This window comes from Agreia sp. Leaf283, from assembly GCF_001422485.1.
GTDB lineage: Bacteria > Actinomycetota > Actinomycetes > Actinomycetales > Microbacteriaceae > Agreia.
Genome location: NZ_LMNF01000002.1, coordinates 14,805 through 40,922, shown reverse-complemented (window position 1 = coordinate 40,922; position 26,118 = coordinate 14,805). Strand labels below are relative to the sequence as shown.

The 26,118-nt window shown below is 68.2% G+C and carries 25 protein-coding genes and 1 tRNA gene; 11 read left to right on the top strand and 15 right to left on the bottom strand.

All coding sequences use genetic code 11. The features are described from left to right. Position 1: 1 nt before the first annotated feature. Together ASF51_RS09095 and ASF51_RS09090 are read right to left on the bottom strand one after the other, a co-directional pair. Positions 2-394, bottom strand: a complete 393-nt coding sequence (locus ASF51_RS09095; protein WP_055928310.1) for a PPOX class F420-dependent oxidoreductase — start codon at positions 392-394, stop codon at positions 2-4. Continuing rightward, complete coding sequence (locus tag ASF51_RS09090; protein WP_055928308.1) at positions 391-1,302, bottom strand: EamA family transporter; 912 nt, start codon at positions 1,300-1,302, stop codon at positions 391-393. Before ASF51_RS09090 ends, ASF51_RS09095 begins: the two co-directional genes overlap by 4 nt. A 39-nt stretch (positions 1,303-1,341) precedes the next feature. Here ASF51_RS09090 and ASF51_RS09085 point away from each other — a divergent pair, with 39 nt between their 5' ends. Next, positions 1,342-1,854, top strand: coding sequence for a MarR family winged helix-turn-helix transcriptional regulator (locus ASF51_RS09085; protein WP_055928305.1), 513 nt, complete (start codon positions 1,342-1,344; stop codon positions 1,852-1,854). Between the two features lie 68 nt (positions 1,855-1,922). After that, positions 1,923-2,966: an NAD(P)-dependent alcohol dehydrogenase gene (locus ASF51_RS09080; protein ID WP_055928302.1), complete on the top strand. Its 1,044-nt coding sequence runs from the start codon at positions 1,923-1,925 to the stop codon at positions 2,964-2,966. An 83-nt stretch (positions 2,967-3,049) separates the two neighbouring features. On the opposite strand, the gene ASF51_RS09075 is transcribed toward ASF51_RS09080, so the two are convergent. Next, the gene (locus ASF51_RS09075) at positions 3,050-3,619 is read right to left on the bottom strand and encodes an ECF transporter S component (protein WP_055928299.1); all 570 of its coding nucleotides are present in this window, start codon (positions 3,617-3,619) and stop codon (positions 3,050-3,052) included. 94 nt (positions 3,620-3,713) lie between these two features. Between ASF51_RS09075 and ASF51_RS09070 the strand changes: the two genes are divergently transcribed. After that, positions 3,714-4,310, top strand: a complete 597-nt coding sequence (locus ASF51_RS09070) for a GIY-YIG nuclease family protein (RefSeq protein WP_235497203.1) — start codon at positions 3,714-3,716, stop codon at positions 4,308-4,310. A 9-nt stretch (positions 4,311-4,319) separates the two neighbouring features. Here the strand turns inward: ASF51_RS09070 and ASF51_RS09065 are convergent, their stop codons facing one another. The 4 genes from ASF51_RS09065 to ASF51_RS09050 form a co-directional block, all read right to left on the bottom strand. Next, the gene (locus ASF51_RS09065) at positions 4,320-6,554 is read right to left on the bottom strand and encodes a glycoside hydrolase family 3 N-terminal domain-containing protein (RefSeq protein ID WP_082479888.1); all 2,235 of its coding nucleotides are present in this window, start codon (positions 6,552-6,554) and stop codon (positions 4,320-4,322) included. Positions 6,555-6,633: 79 nt separating this feature from the next. Then, entirely contained in the window at positions 6,634-7,506 is an 873-nt protein-coding gene (locus ASF51_RS09060) for a carbohydrate ABC transporter permease (RefSeq protein ID WP_055928290.1), read from the bottom strand. Next, positions 7,506-8,522 (bottom strand): carbohydrate ABC transporter permease, encoded by a 1,017-nt coding sequence (locus ASF51_RS09055; RefSeq protein ID WP_082479709.1) that lies wholly within the window; start codon positions 8,520-8,522, stop codon positions 7,506-7,508. Before ASF51_RS09055 ends, ASF51_RS09060 begins: the two co-directional genes overlap by 1 nt. A gap of 11 nt (positions 8,523-8,533) precedes the next feature. Beyond that, on the bottom strand, positions 8,534-9,817 hold the full coding sequence (locus tag ASF51_RS09050) for an extracellular solute-binding protein (protein ID WP_055928287.1): 1,284 nt from the start codon (positions 9,815-9,817) through the stop codon (positions 8,534-8,536). Between the two features lie 226 nt (positions 9,818-10,043). On the opposite strand from ASF51_RS09050, the gene ASF51_RS09045 reads away from it, so the two are divergent. Together ASF51_RS09045 and ASF51_RS09040 are read left to right on the top strand one after the other, a co-directional pair. After that, positions 10,044-11,060 (top strand): LacI family DNA-binding transcriptional regulator, encoded by a 1,017-nt coding sequence (locus ASF51_RS09045; protein WP_055928284.1) that lies wholly within the window; start codon positions 10,044-10,046, stop codon positions 11,058-11,060. Positions 11,061-11,124: 64 nt separating this feature from the next. Beyond that, the gene (locus ASF51_RS09040) at positions 11,125-13,509 is read left to right on the top strand and encodes an HAD-IC family P-type ATPase (RefSeq protein WP_055928281.1); all 2,385 of its coding nucleotides are present in this window, start codon (positions 11,125-11,127) and stop codon (positions 13,507-13,509) included. On the opposite strand, the gene ASF51_RS09035 is transcribed toward ASF51_RS09040, so the two are convergent. From ASF51_RS09035 to ASF51_RS09015, 5 genes are all read right to left on the bottom strand, one after another. Next, complete coding sequence (locus ASF51_RS09035) at positions 13,491-13,901, bottom strand: hypothetical protein (protein ID WP_235497202.1); 411 nt, start codon at positions 13,899-13,901, stop codon at positions 13,491-13,493. The two genes, ASF51_RS09040 and ASF51_RS09035, sit on opposite strands and share 19 nt — an antisense overlap. A 36-nt stretch (positions 13,902-13,937) precedes the next feature. Further along, positions 13,938-15,680: an AarF/ABC1/UbiB kinase family protein gene (locus ASF51_RS09030; RefSeq protein ID WP_055928276.1), complete on the bottom strand. Its 1,743-nt coding sequence runs from the start codon at positions 15,678-15,680 to the stop codon at positions 13,938-13,940. 5 nt (positions 15,681-15,685) lie between these two features. Then, a complete protein-coding gene (locus ASF51_RS09025; protein ID WP_055928273.1) occupies positions 15,686-16,246 on the bottom strand; it encodes a PadR family transcriptional regulator in 561 nt (186 codons plus the stop codon). A 95-nt stretch (positions 16,247-16,341) separates the two neighbouring features. Then, a complete protein-coding gene (locus ASF51_RS09020) occupies positions 16,342-16,638 on the bottom strand; it encodes a hypothetical protein (protein ID WP_055928270.1) in 297 nt (98 codons plus the stop codon). Positions 16,639-16,643: 5 nt separating this feature from the next. Next, positions 16,644-17,375, bottom strand: a complete 732-nt coding sequence (locus tag ASF51_RS09015) for a HEAT repeat domain-containing protein (RefSeq protein WP_055928266.1) — start codon at positions 17,373-17,375, stop codon at positions 16,644-16,646. A gap of 83 nt (positions 17,376-17,458) precedes the next feature. Here ASF51_RS09015 and ASF51_RS09010 point away from each other — a divergent pair, with 83 nt between their 5' ends. Both ASF51_RS09010 and ASF51_RS09005 read left to right on the top strand, forming a co-directional pair. Next, entirely contained in the window at positions 17,459-18,442 is a 984-nt protein-coding gene (locus ASF51_RS09010) for a Ppx/GppA phosphatase family protein (protein WP_055928263.1), read from the top strand. Between the two features lie 83 nt (positions 18,443-18,525). Further along, on the top strand, positions 18,526-19,482 hold the full coding sequence (locus ASF51_RS09005) for an alpha/beta fold hydrolase (RefSeq protein WP_055928259.1): 957 nt from the start codon (positions 18,526-18,528) through the stop codon (positions 19,480-19,482). Positions 19,483-19,578: 96 nt separating this feature from the next. On the opposite strand, the gene ASF51_RS09000 is transcribed toward ASF51_RS09005, so the two are convergent. Next, a tRNA-Pro gene (locus ASF51_RS09000) sits at positions 19,579-19,652 on the bottom strand. A 194-nt stretch (positions 19,653-19,846) separates the two neighbouring features. On the opposite strand from ASF51_RS09000, the gene ASF51_RS19575 reads away from it, so the two are divergent. The 3 genes from ASF51_RS19575 to ASF51_RS08985 are packed head-to-tail and all read left to right on the top strand — an operon-like array spanning position 19,847 to position 22,780. Next, a complete protein-coding gene (locus ASF51_RS19575; RefSeq protein ID WP_055928255.1) occupies positions 19,847-20,944 on the top strand; it encodes a hypothetical protein in 1,098 nt (365 codons plus the stop codon). Then, positions 20,944-21,924 carry an ATP-binding cassette domain-containing protein gene (locus tag ASF51_RS08990; protein WP_235497241.1) on the top strand — a complete coding sequence of 327 codons (981 nt, stop codon included), beginning with the start codon at positions 20,944-20,946 and terminating at the stop codon, positions 21,922-21,924. Before ASF51_RS19575 ends, ASF51_RS08990 begins: the two co-directional genes overlap by 1 nt. Then, positions 21,911-22,780, top strand: a complete 870-nt coding sequence (locus ASF51_RS08985; protein WP_082479707.1) for an ABC transporter permease — start codon at positions 21,911-21,913, stop codon at positions 22,778-22,780. Before ASF51_RS08990 ends, ASF51_RS08985 begins: the two co-directional genes overlap by 14 nt. Before the next feature lie 23 nt (positions 22,781-22,803). Here ASF51_RS08985 and ASF51_RS08980 read toward each other — a convergent pair whose 3' ends face one another. Next, positions 22,804-23,208 carry a DUF3054 domain-containing protein gene (locus tag ASF51_RS08980; protein WP_055928249.1) on the bottom strand — a complete coding sequence of 135 codons (405 nt, stop codon included), beginning with the start codon at positions 23,206-23,208 and terminating at the stop codon, positions 22,804-22,806. Positions 23,209-23,284: 76 nt separating this feature from the next. Between ASF51_RS08980 and ASF51_RS08975 the strand changes: the two genes are divergently transcribed. Next, entirely contained in the window at positions 23,285-24,559 is a 1,275-nt protein-coding gene (locus ASF51_RS08975) for an HNH endonuclease signature motif containing protein (RefSeq protein ID WP_055928247.1), read from the top strand. Positions 24,560-24,603: 44 nt separating this feature from the next. Here ASF51_RS08975 and der read toward each other — a convergent pair whose 3' ends face one another. Continuing rightward, positions 24,604-26,112: a ribosome biogenesis GTPase Der gene (gene der, locus ASF51_RS08970; RefSeq protein ID WP_055928244.1), complete on the bottom strand. Its 1,509-nt coding sequence runs from the start codon at positions 26,110-26,112 to the stop codon at positions 24,604-24,606. Between the last annotated feature and the right edge of the window lie 6 nt (positions 26,113-26,118).

Genomic DNA, 26,118 nt, shown 5'->3' with positions numbered 1-26,118 from the left:
GCTACTGCTTCGTGCTCTTCTCGATGCTCATCACGAGAACGACGCGATCAGCGGAGTCGGGCGGCGGCGTCTGTTCGGCGTTGCCGTAACGCTTTCCGAGCACGACGTAGAACGCTCCGGTGGGGTCCGGCTCGACGGCGATGAGCCGTCCGCGCACCTCGAGGTAGCGGAACGGATTCTCCGGGTCGATCACGGAGAGACTCATCGACGGATTGTGCTGCAGGTTCCTGAACTTGGCCCTCTTCGTCGTGTGGGTGAAACGCAGGGTGTCGCCGTCGCGCAGGAACCACATCGGGTTCACCTGCACGGTGTCGTCGGGGCGGATCGTTCCCAGGTGGCCGTAGTTGGCGTTCTCGAACAGCTCGGCGTAGTCGGCGGGGATGATGTCTGTCATGCCCTCATCCAAGCACGCAGACGCACGAGTGCACGAGAGATTCCGGGTTGGCCGAGCACCACGGCGGCGAGCACGATGAGCACACCGATCAGCTGCCGCGGGGTCAGGAGCTCGCCCGCGACGAGGGTTCCGAGCAGCACGCCCGTGACCGGATTCAGCAGACCGATCAGTCCGACTGTTCCGGCGCCGAGGTGGCGCAGTCCCGTGAACCAGGCCACGAAGGCCACGGCCGTTCCCACGATGGCGATGTATCCGTACGCGAGCACGGTCGTGACATCCATCGCCGGCGGCGCGCCCTCGACCGCGACGGCGACCGGCGCCAGTATCAGGCCGGCGGCGACGAGCTGCCACGCGGTCAGCGAGACGGCGTCGATGCCGGCGCTCCATCTCTGGGCGAGCACGTAGCCGAGAGACGACATCCCCAGAGCCGCAACGGATGCGATCACTCCGGCCGGGTCGACGGCGCGCGTTCCGGCCAGGAGCAGCAGAGCCACACCCAGGATGCCGATGGCCGCCGCGAGCACCTGCGCCACGCGCGGCCTTGCGTCGAGAAGAGCCCAGGCGAACAGCATCATCACCACGGGAGCAGCGGCCATGACGGTCGACGCGACGCTGGTGGGCAGCAGCTGGGCGGCCAGATAGACCAGCACGAAGAAGGCACCCATGTTCAAGGTGCCGAGAACGACCGCCTTCCACCACCACGACCCGTGCGGACGGCGACGCACGATCGACAGCAGCAGGAGTCCCGCCGGGAGCGCCCGGATGAGCGCGCCATACAGCGGATACCCCTCCGGCAGATACTCCCGGGTGACGAAGTAGGTCGTGCCCCAGGCGATCGGCGCCACCGCGGTGACCAGCGCCCAGGTGCCAGGCCGGTGAACGGCACGCCTGCTCCATATAGCTTCCATGGAAACTATTATATCTTCCGCGGAAGGTAATATGGCGGTATGCGCGAAGATCAGTCGTCCAGCGAGCCCGACCACGTCGCCCGAATCCAACAGGAGTGGGAGCGAGAGAGGCCTGATGTCGATGTGCGCCCCCAGGGCGTCATCGGCAGGCTGCATCGCGTGGGCATGCATCTGACCGAGTCGATCGTGGAGGTGTACGCCCGTCACGGACTGGGAGAGGGCGAGTTCGATGTTCTCGCCGCCCTGCGTCGGGCAGGCGATCCATTCGAACGCGTGCCGGGGGAACTGGCCGCACACACCATGGTGACCACGGGAGCCGTCACGAAGCGGGTCGACCGTCTCGAACGCGCCGGGCTCGTGGCGCGCCGCGTGAGCGAGAGAGACGGGCGTTCGCGCGTCGTGGGGCTCACCGAAGAAGGTCGACACCTGATCGACGAGGTGTTCACCGAGCACATGGAGAACGAACGCGAACTGCTCGACGGCCTCACGCGTGACCAGGTCGAGCAGCTCGAGTCGCTCCTCACTGCCTGGCTGGCGCGCTTCGAGGGCTGAACCGGCAGGTCCGTATCACAGTCCGCGCACCCGGACTTTGCACGGGAACCACGCGGGATAATCGCTCTATGCCTACAGTGAACGCGTTTGCCGCGACCTCAGCCACCGAGCCCCTCTCCCGAACCACCATCGAACGCCGAGACGTCGGCGCGAAAGACGTCCTGATCGAGATCGCCTACTCGGGGATCTGCCACTCCGACATCCACACGGTGCGCGGCGAGTGGGGCGACGTCGCCTACCCGCAGGTCGTCGGGCACGAGATCGTGGGAACCGTCACCGAGGTGGGCTCCGACGTGACCCTGCACAAGGTGGGCGACCGCGTCGGCGTCGGCTGCATGGTCAACTCGTGCCGCGAGTGCGAGAACTGCCTCGCCGGCGAGGAGCAGTACTGCCTGAAGGGCAACACCGGCACCTACGCCTCGGTCGACCGCGACGGCACCATCACCCAGGGTGGGTACTCGACCCACATCGTCGTCGTCGAGGACTTCGTGCTCCGAGTGCCGGAGTCCATCCCCTTCGAGAAGGCCGCCCCGCTGCTGTGCGCCGGCATCACCACCTACTCGCCCCTCGCCCACTGGAAGGTCGGCCCGGACTCGAAGGTGGCCGTCGTCGGCATGGGCGGCCTCGGACACATGGCCGTGAAGATCGCACACGCCATGGGCGCCGAGGTCACGGTGCTCTCACAGAGCCTCAGCAAGCAGGAGGACGGCCTGCGTCTCGGCGCCGACCACTACTACGCCACGAGCGACCCGGCCACGTTCGAGAAGCTCGCGAACACCTTCGACCTGATCGTCAACTCGGTGAGCGCCAAGATCGACATCAACGCATACCTGTCCCTGCTCCGGCTCGACGGCACCCTCGTGAGCGTGGGCGCCCCGCCCGAGCCCCTGCCCGTGCAGGTCTTCAGCCTGTTCGGCAACCGCCGCTCGTTCGCCGGGTCGGGCATCGGCAGCATCCGCGAGACCCAGGAGATGCTCGACTTCTGCGCCGAGCACGGCATCGCGCCCGAGACGGAGCTCGTCTCGGCCGACTACATCAACGAGGCCTACGAGCGGGTGCTCGCCTCCGACGTGCGCTACCGCTTCGTGATCGACGTGGCGACGCTGGCCTGATCGACCACGCCCCCGCGAGCACCTGATTCGACGCCCATCCCGCAGCCGGGGGTGGGCGTCGAGTCATGTCCGGCGAAGCCCGCCTAGGCAGCCTGGGACTCGACCGCCCGAGGTCGGCGGCGGGCTGCAGCCCCGACTCCCGCTCGGCGGAGGGCCGCGGCGATGGCGATGCCGATGGCGGTCGCCGCCAGGCAGCTCGCGAGCGTCAGCATGAAGAAGACGATCTGCAGCCCGAGCGGGTAGGTGTCGAGCGCGAACGACTGGCGCGCGAGGATCGGGTAGGCGATGCCCACGACGACGGCCCCGGCGTAGTGCTGCCAGATGGTCCAGAAACGATAGCCGACCACGAGGAATCCGATCTCGGCGAAGAACGCCCACCAGACGTTCGTGGCGACCGTCGTGAATCCGTAGCCGGAGAAGGGCGCGAGTACGAGTCCCGAGATGATCCCCACGAGAAGACCGGCACCCGGGCGCTGAATGAGGCGCAGCGCGATGATCGCCGGAAGCAGCCACAGGCCGGCGATGGCGATCGAGAAGAAGGGCACTGTCGCGTACAGGGCGGTCGAGAGCCAGTTCGCGGGGGCGAGCAGCAGGCCTCCCGCGACGCCCAGCACGGCGCACGTCAGCAGGTAGGCGGTGGACGCTCTCTTCATCGGATGACTCTCCTCGGCGATACGGACCGGACGACAGTTGGTTAGGCAACCCTAACTTAGCGGGGATGTCGGTCGTGCGCGATACCGTGACGTCATGAATCCCACCGAATCGCCCCGGCAGACCTCGGCACGGGTCGCGGTATGCCGTGGTGTGGATGCGCAGGGCGCATGCACGGCGCCGGTCGCGCAGGGCGCCGAGCTCGATCTCTGCCTCCGACACCACCTCATCGCCTACGACTGGGTGGCCCGCGACGTCGGAGTCACCGACATCCTCCCCTCACCCTGCCTGGCGTGCGGCTCGAGGCTCGGCGTGCGCTACCCCTCGGGCTGGCTGTGCGCCGTGTGCGAGTGGAAGGTGGGCGACCTGCCCGACGGCGGTGTCGCATCCACCCGGGTCGACGTCGTCTACTACCTGCGGGCGGGCGACCGCATCAAGATCGGCACATCCGGCAATCCTCGAGCACGCCTCGCCCAGTTGAGTTTCGACGAACTCCTCGCGTTCGAGCGGGGCACGCGCACGCTCGAGCACCGCAGGCACGGGCAGTTCGGAGAGCACCGGCTGGGAGGCGGCGAATGGTTCGCCGTGCACGACGCGTTGCTGGCGCACATCGACGAACTGCGGGCCGGCGTCGACGACCCGTGGAACAGCTACAGCCTGTGGGTCAGCCAGCACCTCGCCGTGCACGGCTGACCCGCCCCCTCACTCTCGGCCGCGTTCCACCGTCACGCCGGTGAGCACGGGCGGCTCCGAACCGATGCTGTGGTCGACCCCGGTCAGAGTGACCGAGGCACGGGTCTGTTTGTCGGCGCACGAGCCGCCGACCCAGAGCTCGATGTCGCCAGGCTCGACCACCCGCTCGAAGTCGCGGTTGCTGAAGGCGAGGCGAGCCGTCGGAACGTCGAATGCGACGACGACGACCTCTCCGGGCTCGAGCTCCACCCGGGCATAGCCGAGCAGCTGGGCCACCGGGCGGGTGACGCTGGCCACGAGGTCGCGCCCGTAGAGCTGCACGAGGTCGCTTCCCCGGCGCTGTCCGCTGTTGCTGATGCGCACGCTCGCCCGGATGGTTCCGTCGGTGGCCACTCGTGGCTCGACGCGCAGGTCTGTGCGGTCGAACGTCGTGTACCCGAGCCCGAACCCGAACGGTCTCACCGGCGTGCTGTCCGAGCTGGTCACCTCGTTCGGTCCGCCGAGGATCGGGTGCAGGTAGCTGTAGGGCTGGGCTCCGGCCGAGCGAGGAAGAGAGACCGGCAGGCGACCGGACGGTTCCGCGTCGCCGGCCAGGATCGCGGTGAGAGCGTTGCCGCCCTCCTCCCCCGGAAAGAACGACTGCACGACGGCTGCGGCGGGCGTCGGTCCGTCGAGCGCCCAGCCGATGGCGTAAGGGCGTCCCGAGAGAACGATGACGACGACGGGCGTGCCCGTCGCAATCACCGCCTCGACGAGGTCACGCTGCACTCCGGGCAGGTCGAGCGACTCGACGTCATTGCCCTCACCGACGGTTCCTCTGCCGAAGAGACCGGCTCGATCGCCGACGACCACGATGGCCACGTCACTCGACCGGGCGGACTCGACGGCTGCGGCGATTCCCGTGCGATCGTCGCCCTCCACGGCGCACCCGTGCTCCACGTCGATACGCGCGCCGGGATATCTCGATCGAAGCGCCTCCTCCACGCTCGGGATCTCGAATCCGAGAGGTGTACCCGGGTGGTGCGCGAGCACGTGGTTCGCGAACGAATAGCAGCCCATCAGCGCCTCGGCGCTGTCGGAGTTCGGGCCGATCAGTGCGACGCTCGTCGGCGTCGCGAGCGGCAGGATCCCGTCGTTCGACAGGAGCACGATCGACTTCTCGGCGAGTTCCCGTGCGATCGCCCGGTGCTCGGGGTCGTCGAGGTCGATGGATGCGGGAGGAGTGTCGAAGGTCGCATCGAGCAGGCCGAGATCCACTTTCTGCGCGAGCACACGCAGAACCGCTCGATCCACGAACTCCTCAGGGGTGCGTCCGTCGCGAATCCGTTCGAGGAGCGGCTCCAGATAGGCATCGCCGCTCGGAAGCTCGACATCGATTCCCGCCTCGAGGGCGAGATGGGCCGCCTGTCCTGGATCGGCGGCCACGGCGTGCATGGTCTCGAGGAATGCGACGGCGAAGTAGTCGGAGACGACGACGCCGTCGAAACCCCACCGGTCGCGGAGGATGCCCGTCAGGTACTCGGGTGTCGCGGCGACCGGCACACCGTCGACCTCGGCGTAGGAGTTCATGACGCTGCGCACCGCGCCGGAGCGCACGGCCATCTCGAACGGAGGCAGCAGCACGTCCTCGAGCTCGCGACGCCCGACGTGGACCGGGGCGTGGTTGCGGCCCGCCTGAGACGCCGAGTAGCCGACGAAATGCTTCAGGGTCGCGTGCACCCCGGCATCCTGCAGGCCCCGCACGTAGGCGGTGCCGATGGTGCCGACGACGTAGGGATCCTCGGCGATGCACTCGTCGACCCGGCCCCATCGGGGGTCGCGGATGACGTCGAGCACCGGGGCGAGGCCCTGGTGCACACCGAGCTCGCGCATGGAGCGGCCGATGGCGTGTCCCATGCGTTCGACCAGCTGCGGATCGAAAGCCGCACCCCAGGCAAGCGGTGTCGGGAACGTCGCGGCCTTCCAGGCGGCGAGGCCGGTGAGGCACTCCTCGTGTACAAGGGCGGGGATCCCGAGGCGGGTCTCCGTCTGCAGCCGGCGCTGCTCCGACCACAGCCATGCTGCGCGCTCCGCGGGGTCGACGGGCCGCGTGCCGTAGACCCGCGTGAGGTGACCGAGGCCGTGCGCCGTCGCATCCTCGTACCTCGTCGACGAGGCCATCTCGCCCGCCATGGGCGCCACGACCTCGTCGCCCTGGTCGACCCAGAAACCCACCAGTTGAGCCAGTTTCTCCTCGAGAGTCATGCGCGCGAGCAGCTCGAGCACGCGGGAGGATGCCCCGGGAGTCGCCGCGGCGATCTCCACCTGTCCGATACTCACGCGCTCAGCCCTTGACCGCACCGGTGAGACCGCCGACGATGCGACGTTCGAACAGGCTGAAGAAGACGAGGGCCGGAATCATCGACAACGACGTGAAGGCGAGCACCTTGGCGGTGTCGACGGCGTACTGCGAGGCGAAGGCCTGCGTTCCGAGCGGCAGGGTGTACGACGCCTCTCCGTTCAGGATGAACAGCGGCAGCAGGTAGGCGTTCCAGCTCGCGATGAACGCCAGGATGCCGACGGTGATGACACCGGGAAGCGACAGTCGCACGACCATACGGAAGAAGAACCCGAGCCGGCCGAGTCCATCGATCGCGGCGGCCTCCTGCAGCTCGTTCGGAATGGCCGCGAGGAAAGGCACCAGCACTATGATCGTGAGCGGCAGAGCGAAGGCGATCTGCGGGATGATGACGCCGGCGAGGGAGTTGGTCAGGCCGAGGTTGCGCACCAGGATGTACAGCGGTGTGATCGCAACCGTGAGCGGGAACATGAGCCCCGCCGTGAACAGCGCGTAGACGGCCGCCCTTCCGCGGAACGCGTAGCGCGAAAGACCATAGGCGGCCATGAGTCCCAGCACGACGACGAAGACGGTGGTGCAGACAGCGGCGACCGTCGAGTTGAGCACCTGCGTCCAGAACGACCCGCTGGCCAGGACGTCGCCGAAGTTCGACCAGGCCCAGGCCTGGGGGAATCCCGAGGGATCGACCGTGATCTCGGAGTTCGTGCGGAACCCACCGAGGATGATGTACGCCACGGGCGCCAGCATCAGCCCGACCAGCACGAGGGCGACGAGGTAGGAGATCAGGCTGGAGCGCCTGCTCTGTTCCGACACTCGCCTGCGGCGGGGTCGGGATGCGAGGGGTGCGGCGATGGCCATCAGTGTGCGCCTCCGGTAGTGGTGACCGCTGAATCGCGGCGCAGGATGAAGCGCTGGTAGAGGAGCGCGACGACGAGGGAGATGAGGAAGATGACGACCGCCACGGCGTTGCCGTAGCCGTAGCTGCCCGAGTTGCGACCATTCGCCACCATGTAGGTCGCCATGGTCGAGGTGCCCGCAGTGCCGGCCACGTATTGACCCCAGACGATCCAGACCAGGTCGAAGAGTTGCAGCGAGCCGATGATCGACAGGAACGCCCAGATGCGAACGGTCGGTCCCATGAGCGGCAGAACGATGTAGCGCTGAACCTGCCAGTAGCTGGCCCCGTCGATGCGCGCGGCCTCGGTGATCTCGTCGGGAATCCCCTGGAGTCCGGCGAGGAACAGGATGACCGCGAACCCGACGTACTTCCACGTGATGATCACGAGCAGGGTCCAGATCGCCACGCTCGGGTCGCTGAGCCAGTCGGTGGCGAGGCCTCCGAGTCCGACCTTCTCGAGCAGGCCGTTCAGAGCGCCGTTGGACTGGAGCATCAGGCTCCAGCCGAGGCCCACGACGACCTCGGAGATGACGTAGGGCACGAAGATCAGAACCCGGATCAACGATTGGAAGCGCAGCTTGCGGTTGAGCAGAAGCGCGATGCCGAGGGCGAGGGGGCCCTGCAGCACGAGCGACATCACCACGATGAACCCGTTGTGACCGAGGGCCTCCAGGAAGGCCGGGTCGGTGAGGATGGTGATGTAGTTGCGCAGACCCACGAAGTCTGTGGCCGCGCCGTAGCCCGACCAGCTGAAGAAGCCGTAGTAGGCGGCGAGGACGACGGGCAGGATGACGAAGGCCAGGAAGACCAGCAGGGCGGGGCCGATCAGCAGCAGGAGCTCTGCTCGCTTGGGCCAGTGGGACCGGGCGCGCGGGCTCGGAACCGCCGGGGGAAGCGCCGAAGCGCCTCCCTCGGCTGGGCGCCGGCTGCCCCGCGCGGCTTCCTCTGTGTGCGTTTCTTCGCGCAGGACAGCCATCGGTTTCTCTCCTAGGACTTCGCTGCCGCAGCGTTCACGGCGTCGACGATGCTCTGCGCATCGCCCTTGCCCGCGAACATGTCGACGACCGCGACGTTCAGCGCGTTGCCGACGTTCTGCCCGTAAAGCGTGTCGAGCCACACACTCACGTAGGGAGCGTCGTTGTACGCGGCCAGCACGTCCTTCAGAGCAGGGTCGGTGACGGACGACTGGGCCTCAGTCGATGCGGGCAAGGTCTGGAACGCCGTGGCGTACGCCTCCTGGTTGGCCTTCTCTGCCGTGAAGTTGAGGAAGTCGACGCACTCCTTCGGAGCGTTCACCCAGCAGGTGAAACCGTCGACGCCACCCATCATGGCTCCGGCCTCACCGTCGCCGCCCGGCACCTCGGGGAACGGGAACCACTTCAGGTCGGCGAGAGGCTTCTGGTCGGGGGTGAGGGATGCGATGACTCCCGGATCCCAGGCGCCCATCAGTTCCATGGCGGCCTGCCTGTTCGCGATCAGACCGGCAGAGGAACCCGCGCCCTGCTGGGCTGCGGTGGTGAGGAAGCCGTCGTTGAACGGCTCCGTCTTGATGAACGACTCCAGATTCTCGCCGGCCTTCAGCCAGCAGTCGTCGTCGAAGTTGCGGCTCGTGGCTGCCTCGTTGAGCACATCCTGCGAGCAGGCGCGCAGCGCGAAGTTGTAGTACCAGTGGGCTGCAGGCCACGCGTCCTTCGCTCCGACGGCGATGGGGGCGATGCCGGCCGCCTTGAGCTTCTCGTCGGCGGCCTCGAGCTCGTCGATCGTCTTCGGAGTGTCGGTGATGCCCGCCTGGGTGAGCAGATCAGACGAGTAGAAGAAGCCGGACGGGAGCACTGCAGTGGGCACTCCGTAGTTCTTGCCGTCGATCTCGAACGCCGAGAGGCTGTTTCCGACCGCCGTCTTCGTCGCGTCGGTGAGCCCCGATGTGAGGTCCATCGCCTGGCCTGCCTTGACCACGTCGGCGAGCTTGCCGCCGCCGCGCGCCATGAAGATGTCAGGCGCGTCGCCGGAGTTGAGGGCGGTCTGCAGCTTGCCGTCCATCTCCTCGTTCTGCACGGACTGGATCTCCACGGTGACGTTGGGGTTCGCCTTCTCGAACGCGGCCGCCGTGTCGTCCCAGTACTTCTTGCCGTCGCCGGTCGTGGAGTTGTGCCACATCGTCAGAGTGACTTTCCCGTCGGCGGAGTCGCTCGATCCGGCGCTGCATCCGCTGAGCGCGAGTGCGCCCACGAGGATCGCGGCCGAGCCAGCGACGAATTTGGTGAGTCTCATGTGATTCGAACCTGCTCTCTTCATTGAGGGGCGCCCGCGGCTGTGCGGGCGCTGTGCTGGTGCACGGGGTCGTGCGTCGTACCGTCCGACCTGATACCCGGATCCGTCATGGATCCGAGGCGATGCTGTCGGGTCGGGCGTCATCAGTGTGCGTGACCCCGTGAGGACCGTCAAACGTTTTCGAAATCATTTTCGCACGGCCCGAAATCCGCACTAGGATCGGCCCATGATGGCGAGGGCGACAATCCACGACGTCGCTGCGGCGGCGGGTGTGTCCGTCGCCACCGTGTCGAAGGCCGTCAACGGTCGCTACGGCGTGTCGGCGGGCACCACCGACCGCGTGCTCGCGGCGGTGGCGGCCCTCGGCTACGAGTCGAGCCTCGTCGCGAGCAGCATGCGCTCGCGACGAACAGGCGTGATCGGCGTGCTCGTGGCCGACTTCGAGCCGTTCAGCGCGGAGGTCTTGAAGGGCGTCGCCGTCGGCCTGCGAGACTCCCGCTACGACCTCCTCGCCTACAGCGGATCGCGCCGCGGCGACGGGGAGGGCTGGGAGCGCCGATCGCTGAGCAGGCTCAGCGGCACCCTGATCGACGGGGCCATCATCGTCACCCCGACCATCGTGAACGTCGCAGCCGACGTGCCGATCGTGGCGGTCGACCCCCACACCGGTCGAGCCGACCTCCCGACGGTCGAGGCCGACAGCCGAGGGGGCGCGTTCGAAGCGACCGCCTACCTGATCGGCCTCGGCCATCGCCGCATCGGCTTCGTCTCCGGGCGTCCCGATCTCAAGTCGTCGCGTCTGCGCGACGCCGGCTATCGCGAGGCCCTGGCCGCGGCATCCATCGCCTTCGATCCCGACCTCGTGCGGGTCGGCTTCTACGAGGCCGACACGGCCCGCCGCGCCGCACAGGAACTGCTGATGCAGCGCGACCCTCCGACCGCCGTTTTCGCCTCGAACGACCTCTCGGCGATCGCGATCATCGAGGTCGCCCGCTCTCTCGGACTCGACGTTCCACGAGACCTCTCCGTCGTGGGTTTCGACGACGTGCCCGAGGCCTCCCGACTCGCCCTGCCCCTGACCACGGTGCGCCAGCCCATGCAGAGCATCGGTCAGGCCGCGGCGCGCATGCTGACCAGCCTCATGGACGGCGAGACGCTGTCATCGACCCACGTGCTCCTGCCCACCCGACTCGTCTCCCGGGCCACGACGGCTCCCCCGCGCGTCGCGGACACACCCCGCTGAGAGCAGTTCGCCTGCGCTCGGCGCGGCTCGATTGCTACAGTGAGCCGAAGTCGAGGGGGCGCACGTGACGGGTTCGGGTCTGAGTTCCGCCGAGGTGGCACAGCGCGTCGCCGACGGCAGGACGAACGCGTTCGTCCAGGACACGAGCCGCAGCGTGTGGAGCATCGTGCGCACCAACGTGCTCACGCTCTTCAACGGCATCATCCTCGTGTGCTTCCTGGTGCTTCTCGCGATCGGCCGCTGGCAGGACGCCCTGTTCGGCTTCAGCGCGGTCGCCAACGCGGTTATCGGCAGTGTGCAGGAGTACCGGGCCAAACGGGCGCTCGACCGACTGGCCGTGCTGAATGCCCCGCACGCCCGAGTGCTGCGAGACGGCTCCGAGACCGAGATCGACATCGCGCTCGTCGTGGTCGACGACACGCTCGTGCTGCGGGCGGGCGACCAGGTGGCCGCCGACGGACTCATCGACGCCTCGAGCGGCCTGCAGGTCGACGAGTCGATGCTCACCGGCGAATCGGATGCCGTCGAGAAGGTACCCGGGGATCGCGTGCTGTCGGGCTCGGTCGTCGTCGGGGGCGAGGGCACCGCGGTCGTCGACCGCGTCGGCGCGGACTCGTTCGCGAACTCGCTCTCCGCCGAGGCGAAGCGATTCTCCCTCGTCGCGAGCGAACTGCGCTCCTCGATCAACCGGGTGCTGAAATGGGTTGCCTGGATCATCGGCCCGGTCGCCCTGCTGGTGCTGAACGCCCAGATGATGACACAGGGCGGCTGGGTCGACGCGGCCTCGAGCGGAGGCTGGCGTGTCGCCGCCACGGCGACCATCGCCTCGGTCGTCGCCATGGTGCCGCTGGGTCTCGTTCTGATGACGAGCATCACCTTCGCCGTCGGAGCGGTCAAGCTCGCGAGGCAGCAGGTTCTCGTGCAGGAGCTTCCCGCGGTCGAGGGCCTCGCCCGGGTCGACATGATCTGCCTCGACAAGACCGGAACGCTGACGCAGGGCGACATCGTGTTCGACGAAGCGCACGTGCTTACCGAGGTCACCGGCTGGGAGGGGGTGCTCGCCTGGTATGGCGTGCAGAACGACGCGAACGCGACGGCACGCAGTCTCGCCTCCCGGTTCACGGACTCGCCCCGCGAGGCCGTTCTCGATCGTGTGCCGTTCTCCTCCGCCAGAAAGTGGAGCGCCGTGATCTTCGACGACGGCATGTGGGTTCTGGGCGGGCCCGAGATGGTCTTCCCGTCCGGGAAATCCGACGGCGACGATCACCAGCAGCTCGCGGCACGGGCGGCGGAGCTCGCGGCCACCGGTCGCCGCACCCTCGTCCTCGCCCACGGCTCGCCGACCGACGACGAGACGGTCCCCGCCGACGCGGTTCCGGTCGCGCTCCTCACCTTTCGCGAGAACATCCGTCCGGATGCCGCCGAGACGCTCGGCTACTTCGCCGCCCAGGGCGTGGGCGTGCGCATCATCTCCGGCGACAATCCTCAGACGGTCGCGGCCATCGCGCGTGAGGTCGGTCTCGACGCGCCCCGCGGTTTCGACGCCCGCGAGCTGCCCGACGGCGACGATGAGCTGCTCGCGGTGCTGAACGAGTACATCGTGTTCGGCCGGGTCACCCCGGATCAGAAGAAGCGCATCGTGGTGCGGCTCAAGGCAGCGGGCCACACGGTCGCCATGACCGGAGACGGGGTGAACGACGCGCTCGCGATCAAGGAGGCCGACATCGGGGTCGCGATGAACTCGGGGGCCGCCGCCACCAAGGCGGTCGCCCGGCTGGTGCTGCTCGACGGGCGCTTCTCGCACCTGCCCAGCGTCGTGGCGGAGGGGCGCCAGGTGATCGCGAACATCGAGCGCGTGTCCATGCTGTTCCTCACCAAGACCGCGTACGCCACGTTCCTCGCGATCACCTTCGGCATCCTGCTGCTGCCGTTTCCGTTCCTGCCTCGACAGCTGTCGGTGACCGACGGCCTGACCATCGGCATCCCGGCGTTCTTCCTCGCGCTGCTGCCGAACGCCCAGCGCTATGTGCCCGGCTTCTTGCGCCGCTCGCTCACCTTCGCCATCCCGGCCGGCGTCGCCGTGACGCTCGGCATCGCCGCCTACGCGCGGCTCGCAGCCGGCCAGAACATCGCCGAGGCCGAGATCCGCACCGGCTCGACCCTGATCCTCACGATCATCGGTCTCTGGATCCTCGTGGTGCTGTCACGCCCGGTGACCAGGTTCAAGGGCGTGGTGATCGGCGCCATGATGATCGGCCTCGTGCTGGTGTACACGGTGCCGATCGTGCGCGACTTCCTTCAGCTCGTCGACCTCACGCTGCCGACCGCCCTGCTCGTGCTCGCAGCCTCGCTCGTGTCGATCGCGCTGATCGAGATCGTGCGCTTCGCCCACCGCAGGATAGCTCGCCGTGACGCGGAGCTGGCCGTGAGTCAGCGCGGGGCGAAGTAGCGACGCCCTGCTCCCGTCCACAGGGGCAGGATGACGGCGGCCGACGACACGAGCTGCACTGCCACGCCCGACCAGTCGCCGTCGCCCGCGACGATCAGATCGGCGATCGCCAGGGCGAGGGCGAGCAGCAGTACGACAGTGGCTGACACCCGAGCCGCCCGGCTCCCCCGGGCCACCCCCGACGCGAGCGCTATGACGAACAGTCCGAACAGGATCATGCCCGCACCGAAGAGCGACACGAGAAGGCCGACGTCGCCGGTCGGCGCGTCGGGAATGTAGCGAATGAACAGGGTCAGGATGCCGAGGGCGATCTGGGCGATCCCGCCCAGGTACATCACCACAACGGCGACGGTGACGAAGCCAGGCCGATCCCGTGAAGCGCTCTGAGTCATACCGCTAAGAGAACCACGGATGCGGGCCGACGCGCATCAACCGGGGCGCCGCCCCGAGAACACGGCGTGCAGCAGCGGAATCGCCGAGACCGCCATGAGCACGGTGCCGAACACCGTGTCATCGGCTCGCACGAGGGCACCCGCGAGCAGCAGGGCACCGAACAGCAGCGCCGATACGAGCCGGCGGGCCGCGTGCTCGAGCCGCATCACCCGGCGCTCCAGCCCCGGGTTGGCCACGGCGACGGAGCCGTCCTCGATGCGTGTCACCAGACCATCGATGCGCTTGGGCAGTCTCCAGACGAGGGCGGCATTGTCGACCGCCTGCCTCCCCAGATCGCCCACCACGTTGCCGCGCTCGTCGCGGATGAGCTGCGCCGCATAGGGCTCGACGGAGTCCCACAGGTTGAACGACGGATCGAGCGCGCTGCACACGCCGGAGGTCAGGGACATGGCGCGGATGATGAGCAGGAAGTTCTCCGGCAACTGGAACGGCAGCGACCTGACGACGTGGCCGAACTGGTCGGCGAAGTCGCGGAACTCCCGGGGGTCGACCTCGCGCAGCTCGGCGAACCCCATTCCGCCGAAGCGGGCGAAGAGCTGGGTCATGGCGCGTTCGAGTTCGGTGGTGTCTGCCGACGGGAGCAGCACGCCCACGTCGCGGATCGCATCCACCAGGCCCTTGCCGTCGCGCGACGCGGCGGCGATAAGCAGCTTGCGCAGCCCGCTGCGTGTGTTGCCGGGCACCTCGCCCATCATGCCGAAGTCGATGAAGGTGAGCTTCCAGGTGGTCGCGCCCGACGCATCCGGCCCGTCGCCCGTGGGGGTCACGAAGATGTTGCCGGGGTGCGGGTCCGCGTGGAAGAAGCCATTCGTGAACAGCTGGTCGAACATCACGGCGGCGAAGACCGGCGCGACCTCGGCGGGATCGATGCCGGCGGCGCGGAGTGCGGCGGCGTCGGTGATCTTGATCGCCGTGACGTCTTCGAGTGTCAGCACCCTGCGCGTGGTGCGCTCCCAGACGATCGACGGCACGGCCACCCGGTCGTCGCCGGCGAAGTCCGCGGCGAATCGCTCGGAGCTCGCGGCCTCGTGCAGGTAGTCGATCTCCTCGAGGCTCGTGGCCGCGAACTCCTCGACGAGGGAGGGCATGTCGACGCGGTCGGAGACGAGGCGCACATGGCTCAACCACCCGCCCACCTTGCGCAGGGCGGCCAAGTCGACGTCGACGATCTCGTCGATTCCCGGACGCTGCACCTTGAGCACGACACCCGTGAGCCCGGTATCGGCGGCATCGCGCGGAGACAGAAGCGCCCGGTGGGCCTGGCCGAGGGATGCCGCGGCGACGGGCGTCTCATCGACTCGCGCGAACGCCGTCTCGAGCGACACGCCCAACTCGGCCTCCGCGAGCGCGCGAATGGCCGCGAACGGAACCGCGGGAACCTCGTCTTGCAGTCCCTCGAGCTCCTTGGTGATCTCGGGCGGAAGCACGTCGAGGCGCGACGACATGAACTGGCCGACCTTGATCATGAGTCCGCCGAGGTCGACGGCGAGCACGTGGAAGCTGCGGGCGAAGCGCTGCATGCGCCGGGTGCGCGTGCGCTCCGCAATTCTCAGCAGGCCGATGCGGGGCAGGAACAGTTCGAACCACCAGGTCACGGCCAGGTGCCAGGCGGAGAAACGCAGGATGCGACGATAGCGCGCTCGCGTGTTGCCGGCGCCCGCCGAGCCCGTGTTCCCCTGGGAGAAGGTCGGTGCCCCGTTCGGTCTGACCGACGTCACTCCCGTCAGTCCTGCGCGAGGATCGAGTACAGGCGACGACGGGCGTCGTCGAGCACGGCGACGGCCTGCTGCACCTGCTCCGGCGTGCCGGTACGCCCCACCTGGGCGGCTGCCTGAGCGAGCTCGACGCCTGACTTCGGCAGGGCGCCGAAGCTGGGGCCATCGTCCTTCGTGTCGGTCGACGCCCAGGGGGTCGAGGTGCCGTCGGTGTCGACGACCTGTCGGCCGGCGTCGGTCAGGGCATAGGTCTTGCGCCCGTTCGACTCCTCGGCGCTCACGAGACCTTCGTCGGACAGCAGCTGCAGGGTCGGGTAGACGCTGCCGGCGCTGGGCTTCCAGCTGCCGCCCGAGCGCTCCTCGATCTCGCGGATGATCTGGTAGCCGTGCATGGGCTGCTCGGCGAGCAGCGAGAGCACGGCGGCGCGCACGTCGCCCTTGCCCATGCGGGTGCCCGCTCCGGTCTTCTTCTCGAAGGTGGCGCGCAGTTGTTCCATCGCCTGCCACATGCCGTCGGCATTTCCGAGATTGCCGAGGTTGAACCCGCCTGCGGGGAATGAGTTGCCCATGATGTCCTCCAAATGAACTCGCGAACGATAGTCAACGATATATCGGCAAGCTGACAGCCGGCTCCGTGTTCGACGGGATTCGCGGCGGGGTGCTCTCAGTCCCTGTCGCTCTTCTCGAAGTAGAGCGACAGGAAGATCGCCATGATCGCGGCACCCGCTCCGACGGCCGCATTCTCGCCGGTCGTGCGGTCGCGACGCAGCAGTGCCGCCCCGGCCGCCGCGTTCAGGGCGCTCCACGCCACGTTCACCGTCGGCGACGAGAGTCCACGGCCGGGCGGACGCGCGAACGGCGACGGGAAGCGCCTGCCCTGAACACCGGCGACGCCGTGCGGCACCGCGTTGACGAGAAAGACACCGGCAGCGAACTGCCTCAGGATCGTGGATCGGGACATGGGTCCTATTCTGTGCCCTCGGGGTGGGGATCGCGCTGCGAATCAGGGGTCGAATCGGGCGCCCCGTCGGTCGTCCCGTCGGGCGTCCCGTCGGGCTCGCCCTGTCGGGTGACGATCCTCATGGCCTCGAAAATCGCCTCGTCGAAGTAGTCGTCCGGGTCGTCGATCAACCGTTCGATCGCGAGGGCGTGCGCTCTGACCCCGGTGCTCGGGTGGATCCTCGCCGCTCGGAGCGCCGGAACGGCATGATCGCCGAGCTCCGCGAGCGCCCGGGCGAGACTCAGCTGCACGTCGCGATCGCCACGGCCGAGCTGCGTGCTCAGCATCGTCGCCACCTCCCCCTCCTGGCCGACCGGCACGAGGATGACCCCGGCGCGCCAGGCCGCCCGTGCGACCGACTCGTCGGCATCCTGTATTGCGCTCTCGGTGACGGCCGCCCACCCGCGCGGGTCGCCCACCTTCGACAGGCTGTGGAACGCCTGGCTGCGCGCCTGCGGCACGGCCGATGTCGTCTCACCGGTCAGGCGTGGCACGGTGAGGTCGGCCGGATGCCGCGTCAGGGCCCAGGTGAGCATGTCGCGCACGAAGAAATCGGCTTCGACCGCGCAGCGATCGACGAGGACATCGACGTAGTCGTCGTTCGGATAGGTACCGGCCGAGAGCGCGGCCTGAAGCCTCGTCGAGGCGTCCGCCGAGCTCAGGGCTGCGCGCAGTGCCTCGTCGGGTCGCGTGTTCATGACGTCCTCATGCGTACCAGTCAACACTGTCGGGCACGGGAGCGTGCCCGTATGACGCGTACACGGGCAATAGACTCCGGGGCATGCGCCTCGGAGTCATCGATGTAGGGTCCAACACCGTCCACCTCCTGGTTGTCGACGCCCATCCCGGAGCGAGCCCCGTGCCTTATCACTCCCAGCGCTCCACGCTGCGGCTCATGCGCTATCTGGATGCCGACGGTGCGATCGTCGAGGAGGGCGTGCAGCTCATCGTCGCGGCCGTGAAGGAGTCCGCCGAGACCGCCCGCGACATCGGGGTCGACGACCTCATCTCGACGGCCACCAGCGCCATCCGCGAGGCGGCGAACGGCGAGGAGGTGCTGGCTCGGATCGCGCGGGAGACCGGCGTCGAGCTGCACGTGCTCTCGGGCGAGGACGAGGCCCGCATCACCATGCTCGCCGTGCGACGCTGGCTCGGCTGGTCGGCCGGCGAGATCCTGCTGTTCGACATCGGGGGCGGGTCGTTCGAGATCGCGCAGGGCGCCGACGAGTACCCCGACGTTCAGGCGTCTCTTCCCCTCGGCGCCGGGCGCACGACGGTCGGATTCCTTGCCGAGGATCCACCTCAGCGCGCCGACATCTCGAGACTGCGCGCGCACGCCCGCGCCGAGCTGACTCGACTGCGGGATCAGCTGTTCGCGGATCGGCCGCGCCCCAAGCGAGTGGCCGGCACCTCCAAGACGATCCGCTCGCTCGCCCGACTGGTCGGTGGTCCGTCGGATCCGGTGACCGGCGACCTGGCCCAGCTGCACTATGCGGGTCTGCGCGAGTGGGAGCCGTCCCTGCGGGCGATGACGGGTGCCGCCCGCGAGCACCTGCCCGGCATCACGCCCGAGCGCGGATATCAGATCCTCGCGGGCGCGGTCGTGCTGCGCACGGCCATGAAGGTGTTCGACGTGCAGACGATGACGATTTCGCCGTGGGCGCTGCGCGAAGGGATCGTGCTGCGCTACATCGACGCACTCGACGGACGCGACCGTGCGTTCGGCGCGCGTACCGCGCTTGCGGTAACCGCGGCCGAAGAGTGACTCCTCTGGGTTGACGCGCCCGCCTCTCGTGGCCAGGAGCATGAGATGGGGGGCAAATTCCTGTGTCCCCGCGAGAGGAACACATGAAGAGATTTGCCCGAAAAGCCATTCTGTCCGTGGCCGCCGTCGGCGCCATTCTGTCGCTCGGTCTGGCGACGACCACCGTGGTGCACGCGGTCGCGACGTCGGTGGAAAGCGACCGGATCTCGCCGTATGGCAGCCCGGTCACGGTCGATGGAAAGCGGATGAACGTCGTGGTGGCCGGTGAGGGCCCCGACATCGTGCTGCTCCCCGGATTCGGCACGGCCTCCCCCGCGCTCGACTTCGCGCCGCTCGTGGAGGAGCTCGCCGCCGACCATCGAGTGACGGTCATCGAGCCGTTCGGCTACGGCCTCAGCGACGGCACGGCTGCCGAGCGCACGACCGCGAACATCGTCACGGAGATCCACGACGCCGTCGCTGCGTTGGGTCTCGAGCGATACACACTCATGGGCCACTCCATCGCCGGCATCGACGGCATCGACTACGCGAACCGCTACCCCGACGAGGTCACGGCATTCGTCGGAATCGACTCGAGCGTTCCCGGCCAGCCCGGCATGGATGCCGAGTTCCCGACGGGCCTCCTGGCCGCGGCGAAGAACCTCGGGCTGCTGCGCCTCGTGGCCGCCGTCAGCGGTGATGACTACGGTTCCTCCTCATACTCCGAGCACGACAGGGAGCAGCTCACCATCCTGAGCAATCGCAACTCGCTGAGCCCCACGTATCTCGACGAGATGGCACATATCCGTACGAACTTCGCGGATGCTGCGGGTACGGGTTTTCCGGAGGGGCTGCCGTTGCTGCTTTTTGTCGTAGCGAACAATTCGAGCAACCCGGGCTGGTTGCAGTTGCATGAGGAGCAGGCGGCGGCGGTGTCGGATGGGACGGTGGTGCCGATCGATGGGGAGCACTACCTGCATCACGCGCACTCGGCAAAGATCGCTGAGGGGTTTCGTGCGTGGAGCGAGGGCCGGGCGGGATCCGGCGTAGATGGTCTCTAGCACCCCGATGACGACAGGACTATCGTGCCCACCAAGGCCACCCGCCAGAAACAGCAAAAAGCCCCGAACTTCTCATCGAAGTTCGGGGCTTATCTGTCGGGCTGACAGGATTTGAACCTGCGACCCCTTGACCCCCAGTCAAGTGCGCTACCAAGCTGCGCCACAGCCCGTGGCTTTGTCATCCGCGAAGACAACTTGTCCATATTAGCCTGACTTTCGCCCGCTCGCGAACACGCGCCACGAGTGACAGCCTTGAGGGCGCAGGAGAAGACTGAGCAGATTCACGGACTTCGGGCGTAGCGTCAGGAGCATTGCGACGTGGCGCACGCTCACGACGCCCGCACCACCCGAAAGTTGGCCGCTCATGCCCCGCACCTGGCACCGTTGGATCCCCGCCGCCGCAGCTCCCGTTGCTATCGGCGCCGTCGTTCTGGGCGGGGTCTTCGCGACCAGCGCTTCGGCCGACCCGGCAGACAAGACTCCGCAGCAGGTTCTCGAACTCGCCGCCTCGAGCACGGTCGACACCTTCTCGGGCACCATCGAGCAGTCGTCGAACCTCGGGCTGCCCGACGTGTCAGGCCTCGGCGGCTCCTCAGACTCCGGCTCCTCATCCGACTCCTCCGACGGCAGCGACCTCTCCTCCGCTCTCGAGCTGCTCACCGCCTCGCACACGCTGCGCGTCTACGTCGACGGCCCCGAGCAGAGCCGCGTGCAGATCCTCGACGACATGGCCGAGCGCGATGCGATCCGCAACGGCGACGACCTGTGGCTCTACGACTCGAGCGACTCCACTGCCGTGCATTCCACCCTGCCGGCCGACGCATCCACTGCACCCGATGCGTCGGCAGAGTCGTTGACCCCCGCAGAGCTCGCCACCCGCTTCCTCGACGCCGTCGACCCCAGTACCGACGTCACGATCGGCGACCCGGTGACCGTGGCCGGCCGCTCCGCCTATGACCTTATCCTCACCCCCGACAGCTCGACGACCCTCGTCTCGTCGGTCGAGATCGCGGTCGACGCCGACACCGGACTCCCCCTCAGCGTCGACGTCTTCGCCCAGGGCACGTCCGACCCGGCGTTCCACGTGGCCTTCACGTCGCTGTCGCTCGACACTCCCTCCGCCGATCTCTTCGACTTCACTCCCCCGGCCGGAACCGACGTCACCGAGAAGGCCCTCCCGAACCGCGACGACGCTCCCGCCGAGGGCAGCGCGACACCGGATGCCGGCACGCACCCCGAGCCGATCGTCACGGGAACGGGATGGGACACCATCGTCGAACTCCCCGCGAGCACAGACCCCTCGTCGCTCACCGACTCGCCGATGCTCTCGCAGCTGACGACATCCGTCGACGGCGGCCACGTGCTCCAGACGACCCTGCTGACCGTGCTCATCACCGACGACGGGCGCGTGCTCGCCGGCGCCGTGCCGGTCGAGAGCCTGCAGGCGGCAGCCGGGAAGTGATCGATGGCAGCGTAGCGGGCTCGACCGGGCCCGCACACGCATCCGGGCTCGCGATCGAGACGACGGCGCTGACCAAGCGTTTCGGCCGCCAGACGGTCGTCGACGACCTCGCCCTGTCCGTGCCTCGCGGCTCCGTCTTCGGCTTCCTCGGCCCCAACGGCTCGGGAAAGACGACGACGATCCGCATGCTGCTGGGCCTCGCCCAGGCGAGCGACGGCGAGATCAGCGTGCTGGGCGAACGCATGCCGCAGAGGCTCGGCTCGGTCCTTCCGCGAGTCGGTGCCCTCATCGAGGGTCCCGGCTTCTACCCGTTCCTCTCCGGCTCCGCCAATCTCCGCAGGCTCGACTCCGCCGACGGGTTCGCGCCGAACGGCACCCGGTCCGCCCGGGTCTCGCGAGCCCTCGACACGGTGGGCCTCGGCCACGCCGCCGACAAGAAGGTGCGCGCCTACTCCCTGGGCATGAAGCAGCGGCTCGGCATCGCCAACGCCCTCCTCGCGCCGCGTGACCTCATCGTGCTCGACGAGCCGACCAACGGCCTCGACCCGCAAGGGACGCGCGAGGTGCGCAGTCTCATCCGCTCGCTCGCCGACGAGGGAACGACCGTCTTCGTCTCGAGCCACCTGCTGGCCGAGATCGAGCAGATGTGCACACACGCCGCGGTCATGCGGGCCGGAAAGCTGGTCGCCCAGGGAACCCTCGACGAACTGCGCTCCGCGGGCACGACCCGCGTGATCGTGACGACGCCCGATGCCGACGCCGCCGCCCGGGTGCTGCGCACGCTGGGTCTCGACCCCGGGCATCCGGATGCGCCGGGCCCGGCCGTCACCGCTACGTTGTCCGAGTCGATCGAGCCGGAGGACATCGTCGCGGCGCTGGTCGCCGCGGGCGTGCGGGTGCGCGGTTTCGCCGTCGATCACGCGTCGCTCGAGGACCTCTTCGTCGCACTGACCGGGGAGGGATTCGATGTCGTCCAGTGACCCGAGAGCATCCGGCCTCAACGCCCGTCGAACCACGCGCAGCCTGGGCGCAGGCTTCTTCGCCTCGGAACTCGCCGTGCTCTTCCGCCGTCGCCGCACGTGGGCGATGCTCCTGGCGCTGGCCGCCGTTCCCATACTCATCGCTGTCGCGGTACGCATCTCGTCGTCTGGATCGAGCGGCCGCGGTCCGGCGTTCATCGACAGCATCACGCAGAACGGCCTGTTCGTGGGCATCGCGGGGCTCACCATCGCGATCCCCCTCTTTCTCCCTTTGACGGTCGGCGTCGTCGCGGGCGACTCGATCGCGGGCGAGGCGAACACGGCCACGCTGCGCTATCTGCTCGTCTCGCCCGTCGGGCGCATCCGGCTGCTCGTCGTGAAGTACCTCGCGGCCGTCGTCTTCTGCCTGGCGGCAGCGCTGACGCTGTCGATTGCCGGCATCCTGATCGGCATCGCCCTCTTCCCTGTGGGGCCGGTCACCCTGCTCTCCGGCGACACGGTGGGCATCGGCGATTCGCTCGTACGGTCGCTGTTGATTGCGCTCTACGCCACGGTGTCGCTGCTCGGCCTGTCCGCGGTCGGCCTGTTCATCTCCACGCTCACCGACGCGCCGGTCGGAGCCATGGCCGCCACGGTCGTGCTCTCGATCGTGGCCCAGGTGCTGGACTCGCTCTCGCAGACCGAGTGGCTGCATCCATGGCTCTTCAGTCACTACTGGCTCGGCTTCGCCGACCTGCTTCGCCAACCCATCGAGTGGTCGTCGTTCGGGCAGAACGCTCTGCTGCAACTCGGCTATGTCGTGGTGTTCGGGGCGCTCGCCTATGGGCGGTTCTCGAGCAAGGACATCCTGTCGTAGAGTGCGTCCGTCTCGTGTAACGGTCAGTGTTGCACGTGCGCCTCGCGGCGGGTTCTGCGGGAGGCGACAAGCCTGGCGAGGGCGCGCCAGCCGAACAGGAACGCCGCCAGCACCAGGAGCGTCACGATCACGAACGACACGGCGACTCCCTGGCCGCTGACGGCCCGCAGAATCACGCCGATCACGACCGTGGATGCCCAGACCGGCAGAGCCGTGCGCCTCATCGACAGGGGCGCACGCCACGCTCTTGAGACCAGCCATCCCAGGGCAAGGCCGGTGACGAACGGCCAAGCCGTGTTCAGGGTGCCGAGCAGGGTGAAGCCCTCGTCGTGACTGCCTCGGCCGATGAGTACGAAGACGAGCACCAGGATCAGGTCTGCGGCGGCGGTGATGAGGGCAAGGCGAGGGGCTACGACGGGGGTGGGCACCTGACGATCCTACGGTTCGCTTCGCCGTGAAGGCGGCGGCCGGGGCGATGTCGGAGGGTGCGTGTTGACTTGGAACATGCACACGATGACCGATATGCACGCACCGCCCGACGAGGCCCCGTTCTCGTCGCATCACTCGCTGATGAACGTACTCGGCCTGCTCGTCGACGATTCGATCGCCGCCGATGCCGAGCTCAACCGGGCCCACGCCCGCCGGGCGAAGACCATCGACGACGCACGCCAATGGTGCGAATTCACCTATCGACTCGAGAATGCTCCGCGATCCATGGGCTGGTCGCCCGAGGTCACCTGCCGGCGCGTCCTCGAGTCCGAGCTGGCGGCGGCGCTGCGCGTTCCCGAACGCACAATGTCCCGCCTGATCGACGAGAGCGAAGCCCTGCTGCACCAGCTCCCCGGCACCTACGACGCGCTCAGCCAGGGCTCGCTGAGCTACCGGCACGCGCAGGTCATCATCGACCAGGCGCTCTCGCTGCCGGCAGAGAGCCGCATCCCTTTCGAAGAGGCCGTTCTTCCCGACGCCAAGACGCTCACTGTCTCCAAGCTCGAGCGTCGCGCACGGCGCGTGCGCGAACTCACGCATCCCGAGAGCATCCAGTCACGACGGGCGACGGCTGCACTCGACCGCTCGGTCGAGCTGAAGCCCGCCCACGACGGCATGTCGTGGCTCACGGCCTACGTGCCGTGCGAACGCGCCCAGGCGGTCTACAACCGCCTCAGCGACATCGCACGCGGCCTGCAGACGGCAGACGAAATCCGCACGCTCACGCAGCTGATCGCCGACGTCGCTCTCGACCTGCTCGAGAACGGCGAGCCGACCCTCGCCGGGGCGACCCAGGGCATCCGACCGACCGTGCTCGTCACCGTGCCCGCCCTCACCCTGCTCGGGGTGAGCGAAGAACCGGCCACGCTCGAAGGATACGGGCCGATCGACGCCGACACCGCACGGCGGGTGGCTGCACACGCACCCAGTTTCTTCCGACTGCTCACCCATCTCGAGACGGGCACGGTGCTGTCAGTCGGGCGCGACCGTTACGACGTTCCCGCCGACCTGCGTCGCTGGCTCCGCGTGCGAGACGAGACCTGTCGAGCTCCGGGCTGCAACAGACTGGCGCGTCGGAGCGATTGCGATCACTGCACCGAATGGAATGCCGAGGGTCTCACGGCACACGACAACCTCGCGCATCTCTGCCGCCGTCATCATGCCCTGAAGCACCGCACCGACTGGAGCTACACGCATCGCGGTGGCGGAACCCTCGAATTCACGTCGCCGACCAAGAAGACCTACGTCACGCATCCCGCGGTGACAATGAAAGCGGCGCCGACCCTGTAACCGGATCGACGCCGCTCTCTGAAATTCTTTTGCGCTCTCGTCGGCTAGCGCTTGCGCTTCTCGCGCACGCGCATGCTGACGATGATCGGCGAGCCTTCGAAGCCGTAGACCTCGCGCAGCCGGCGCTGAATGTAGCGACGGTAGCCCGGGTCGAGGAACCCGGTCGTGAACAGCACGAATGTCGGCGGGCGGCTCGAGGCCTGCGTTCCGAACAGGATGCGCGGCTGCTTGCCTCCTCGCACGGGGTGCGGGTGCGCCGAAGTGAGCTCGGCCAGGAACGCGTTGAACTTGCCCGTCGGAAGGCGGGTGTCCCACGAGTCGAGCGCGAGCTCGAGCGCGGGCACGAGCTTCTCGAGGTGACGACCGGTCTTGGCCGACATGTTGACGCGCGGCGCCCACGACACGTGAGCGAGATCCTGTTCGATCTCGCGTTCGAGGTAGCGACGGCGTTCGTCGTCGAGCATGTCCCACTTGTTGAAGGCGAGCACGAGGGCACGTCCCGACTCGAGAACGAGGTCGATGATGCGCACGTCCTGCTCGCTGATCGGCTCGGTCACGTCGATCATGACGACGGCGACTTCGGCCTTCTCGAGAGCGGCCGAGGTGCGCAGCGACGCATAGAAGTCGGCGCCCTGCTGCAGGTGCACCCGACGACGGATTCCGGCGGTGTCGACGAAGCGCCAGATGCGTCCGGCGATTTCGACCTGCTCGTCGACCGGGTCGCGGGTCGTTCCGGCGAGCTCGTTGACGACCACGCGTTCTTCGCCCGCGGCCTTGTTCAGCAGCGACGACTTTCCCACGTTCGGGCGGCCGAGGATGGCGACGCGACGCGGCCCGCCCACCTCCTGCTTGGCGACGGCCGAAACCGGCGGCAGGTCCTTCAGGATGATGTCGAGCAGGTCGGCGACGCCGCGGCCGTGAAGTGCCGAGACGGGGTACGGCTCGCCGAGCCCGAGGGACCACAGCACCGAGGCGTTAGGTTCCTGGCGCAGGTCATCGACCTTGTTCGCGGCCAGATACACGGGCTTCTTCGCCTTGCGCAGCAGACGAACCACGTGCTCGTCGGTCGAGGTCGCGCCGACGTTGGCGTCGACGACGAAGAGCACGGCGTCGGCGAGGTCGATCGCGATCTCGGCCTGCATGGCGACGGAGGCGTTGATGCCCTTGGCGTCGGGCTCCCAGCCACCGGTGTCGACGATGGTGAAGAAGCGGTCGGCCCACTCGGCCTTGTACGAGACGCGGTCGCGGGTGACGCCGGGGGTGTCCTCGACGACGGCCTCGCGGCGGCCGAGGATGCGGTTCACGAGCGCGGACTTGCCGACGTTCGGCCGGCCCACGATCGCGAGCACGGGAAGCGCAGGCAGGTAGGTGATGGCGTCGGGGTCGTCGGTCGCGGCCTCGAGAATCTGAAGGTCGTCGTCGTCGAGGTCGAAGTCGGCGAGGCCCGCGCGCAGCGTCTCGGTGCGCGCTGAGATCAGCTCGTCGTCGAGAGTGTCGAGCCTGTCGAGCAGGGTCGGGTCGGTGCCCTCGAAGTCGTCTTCGGAGTCGGTCATCGGGCT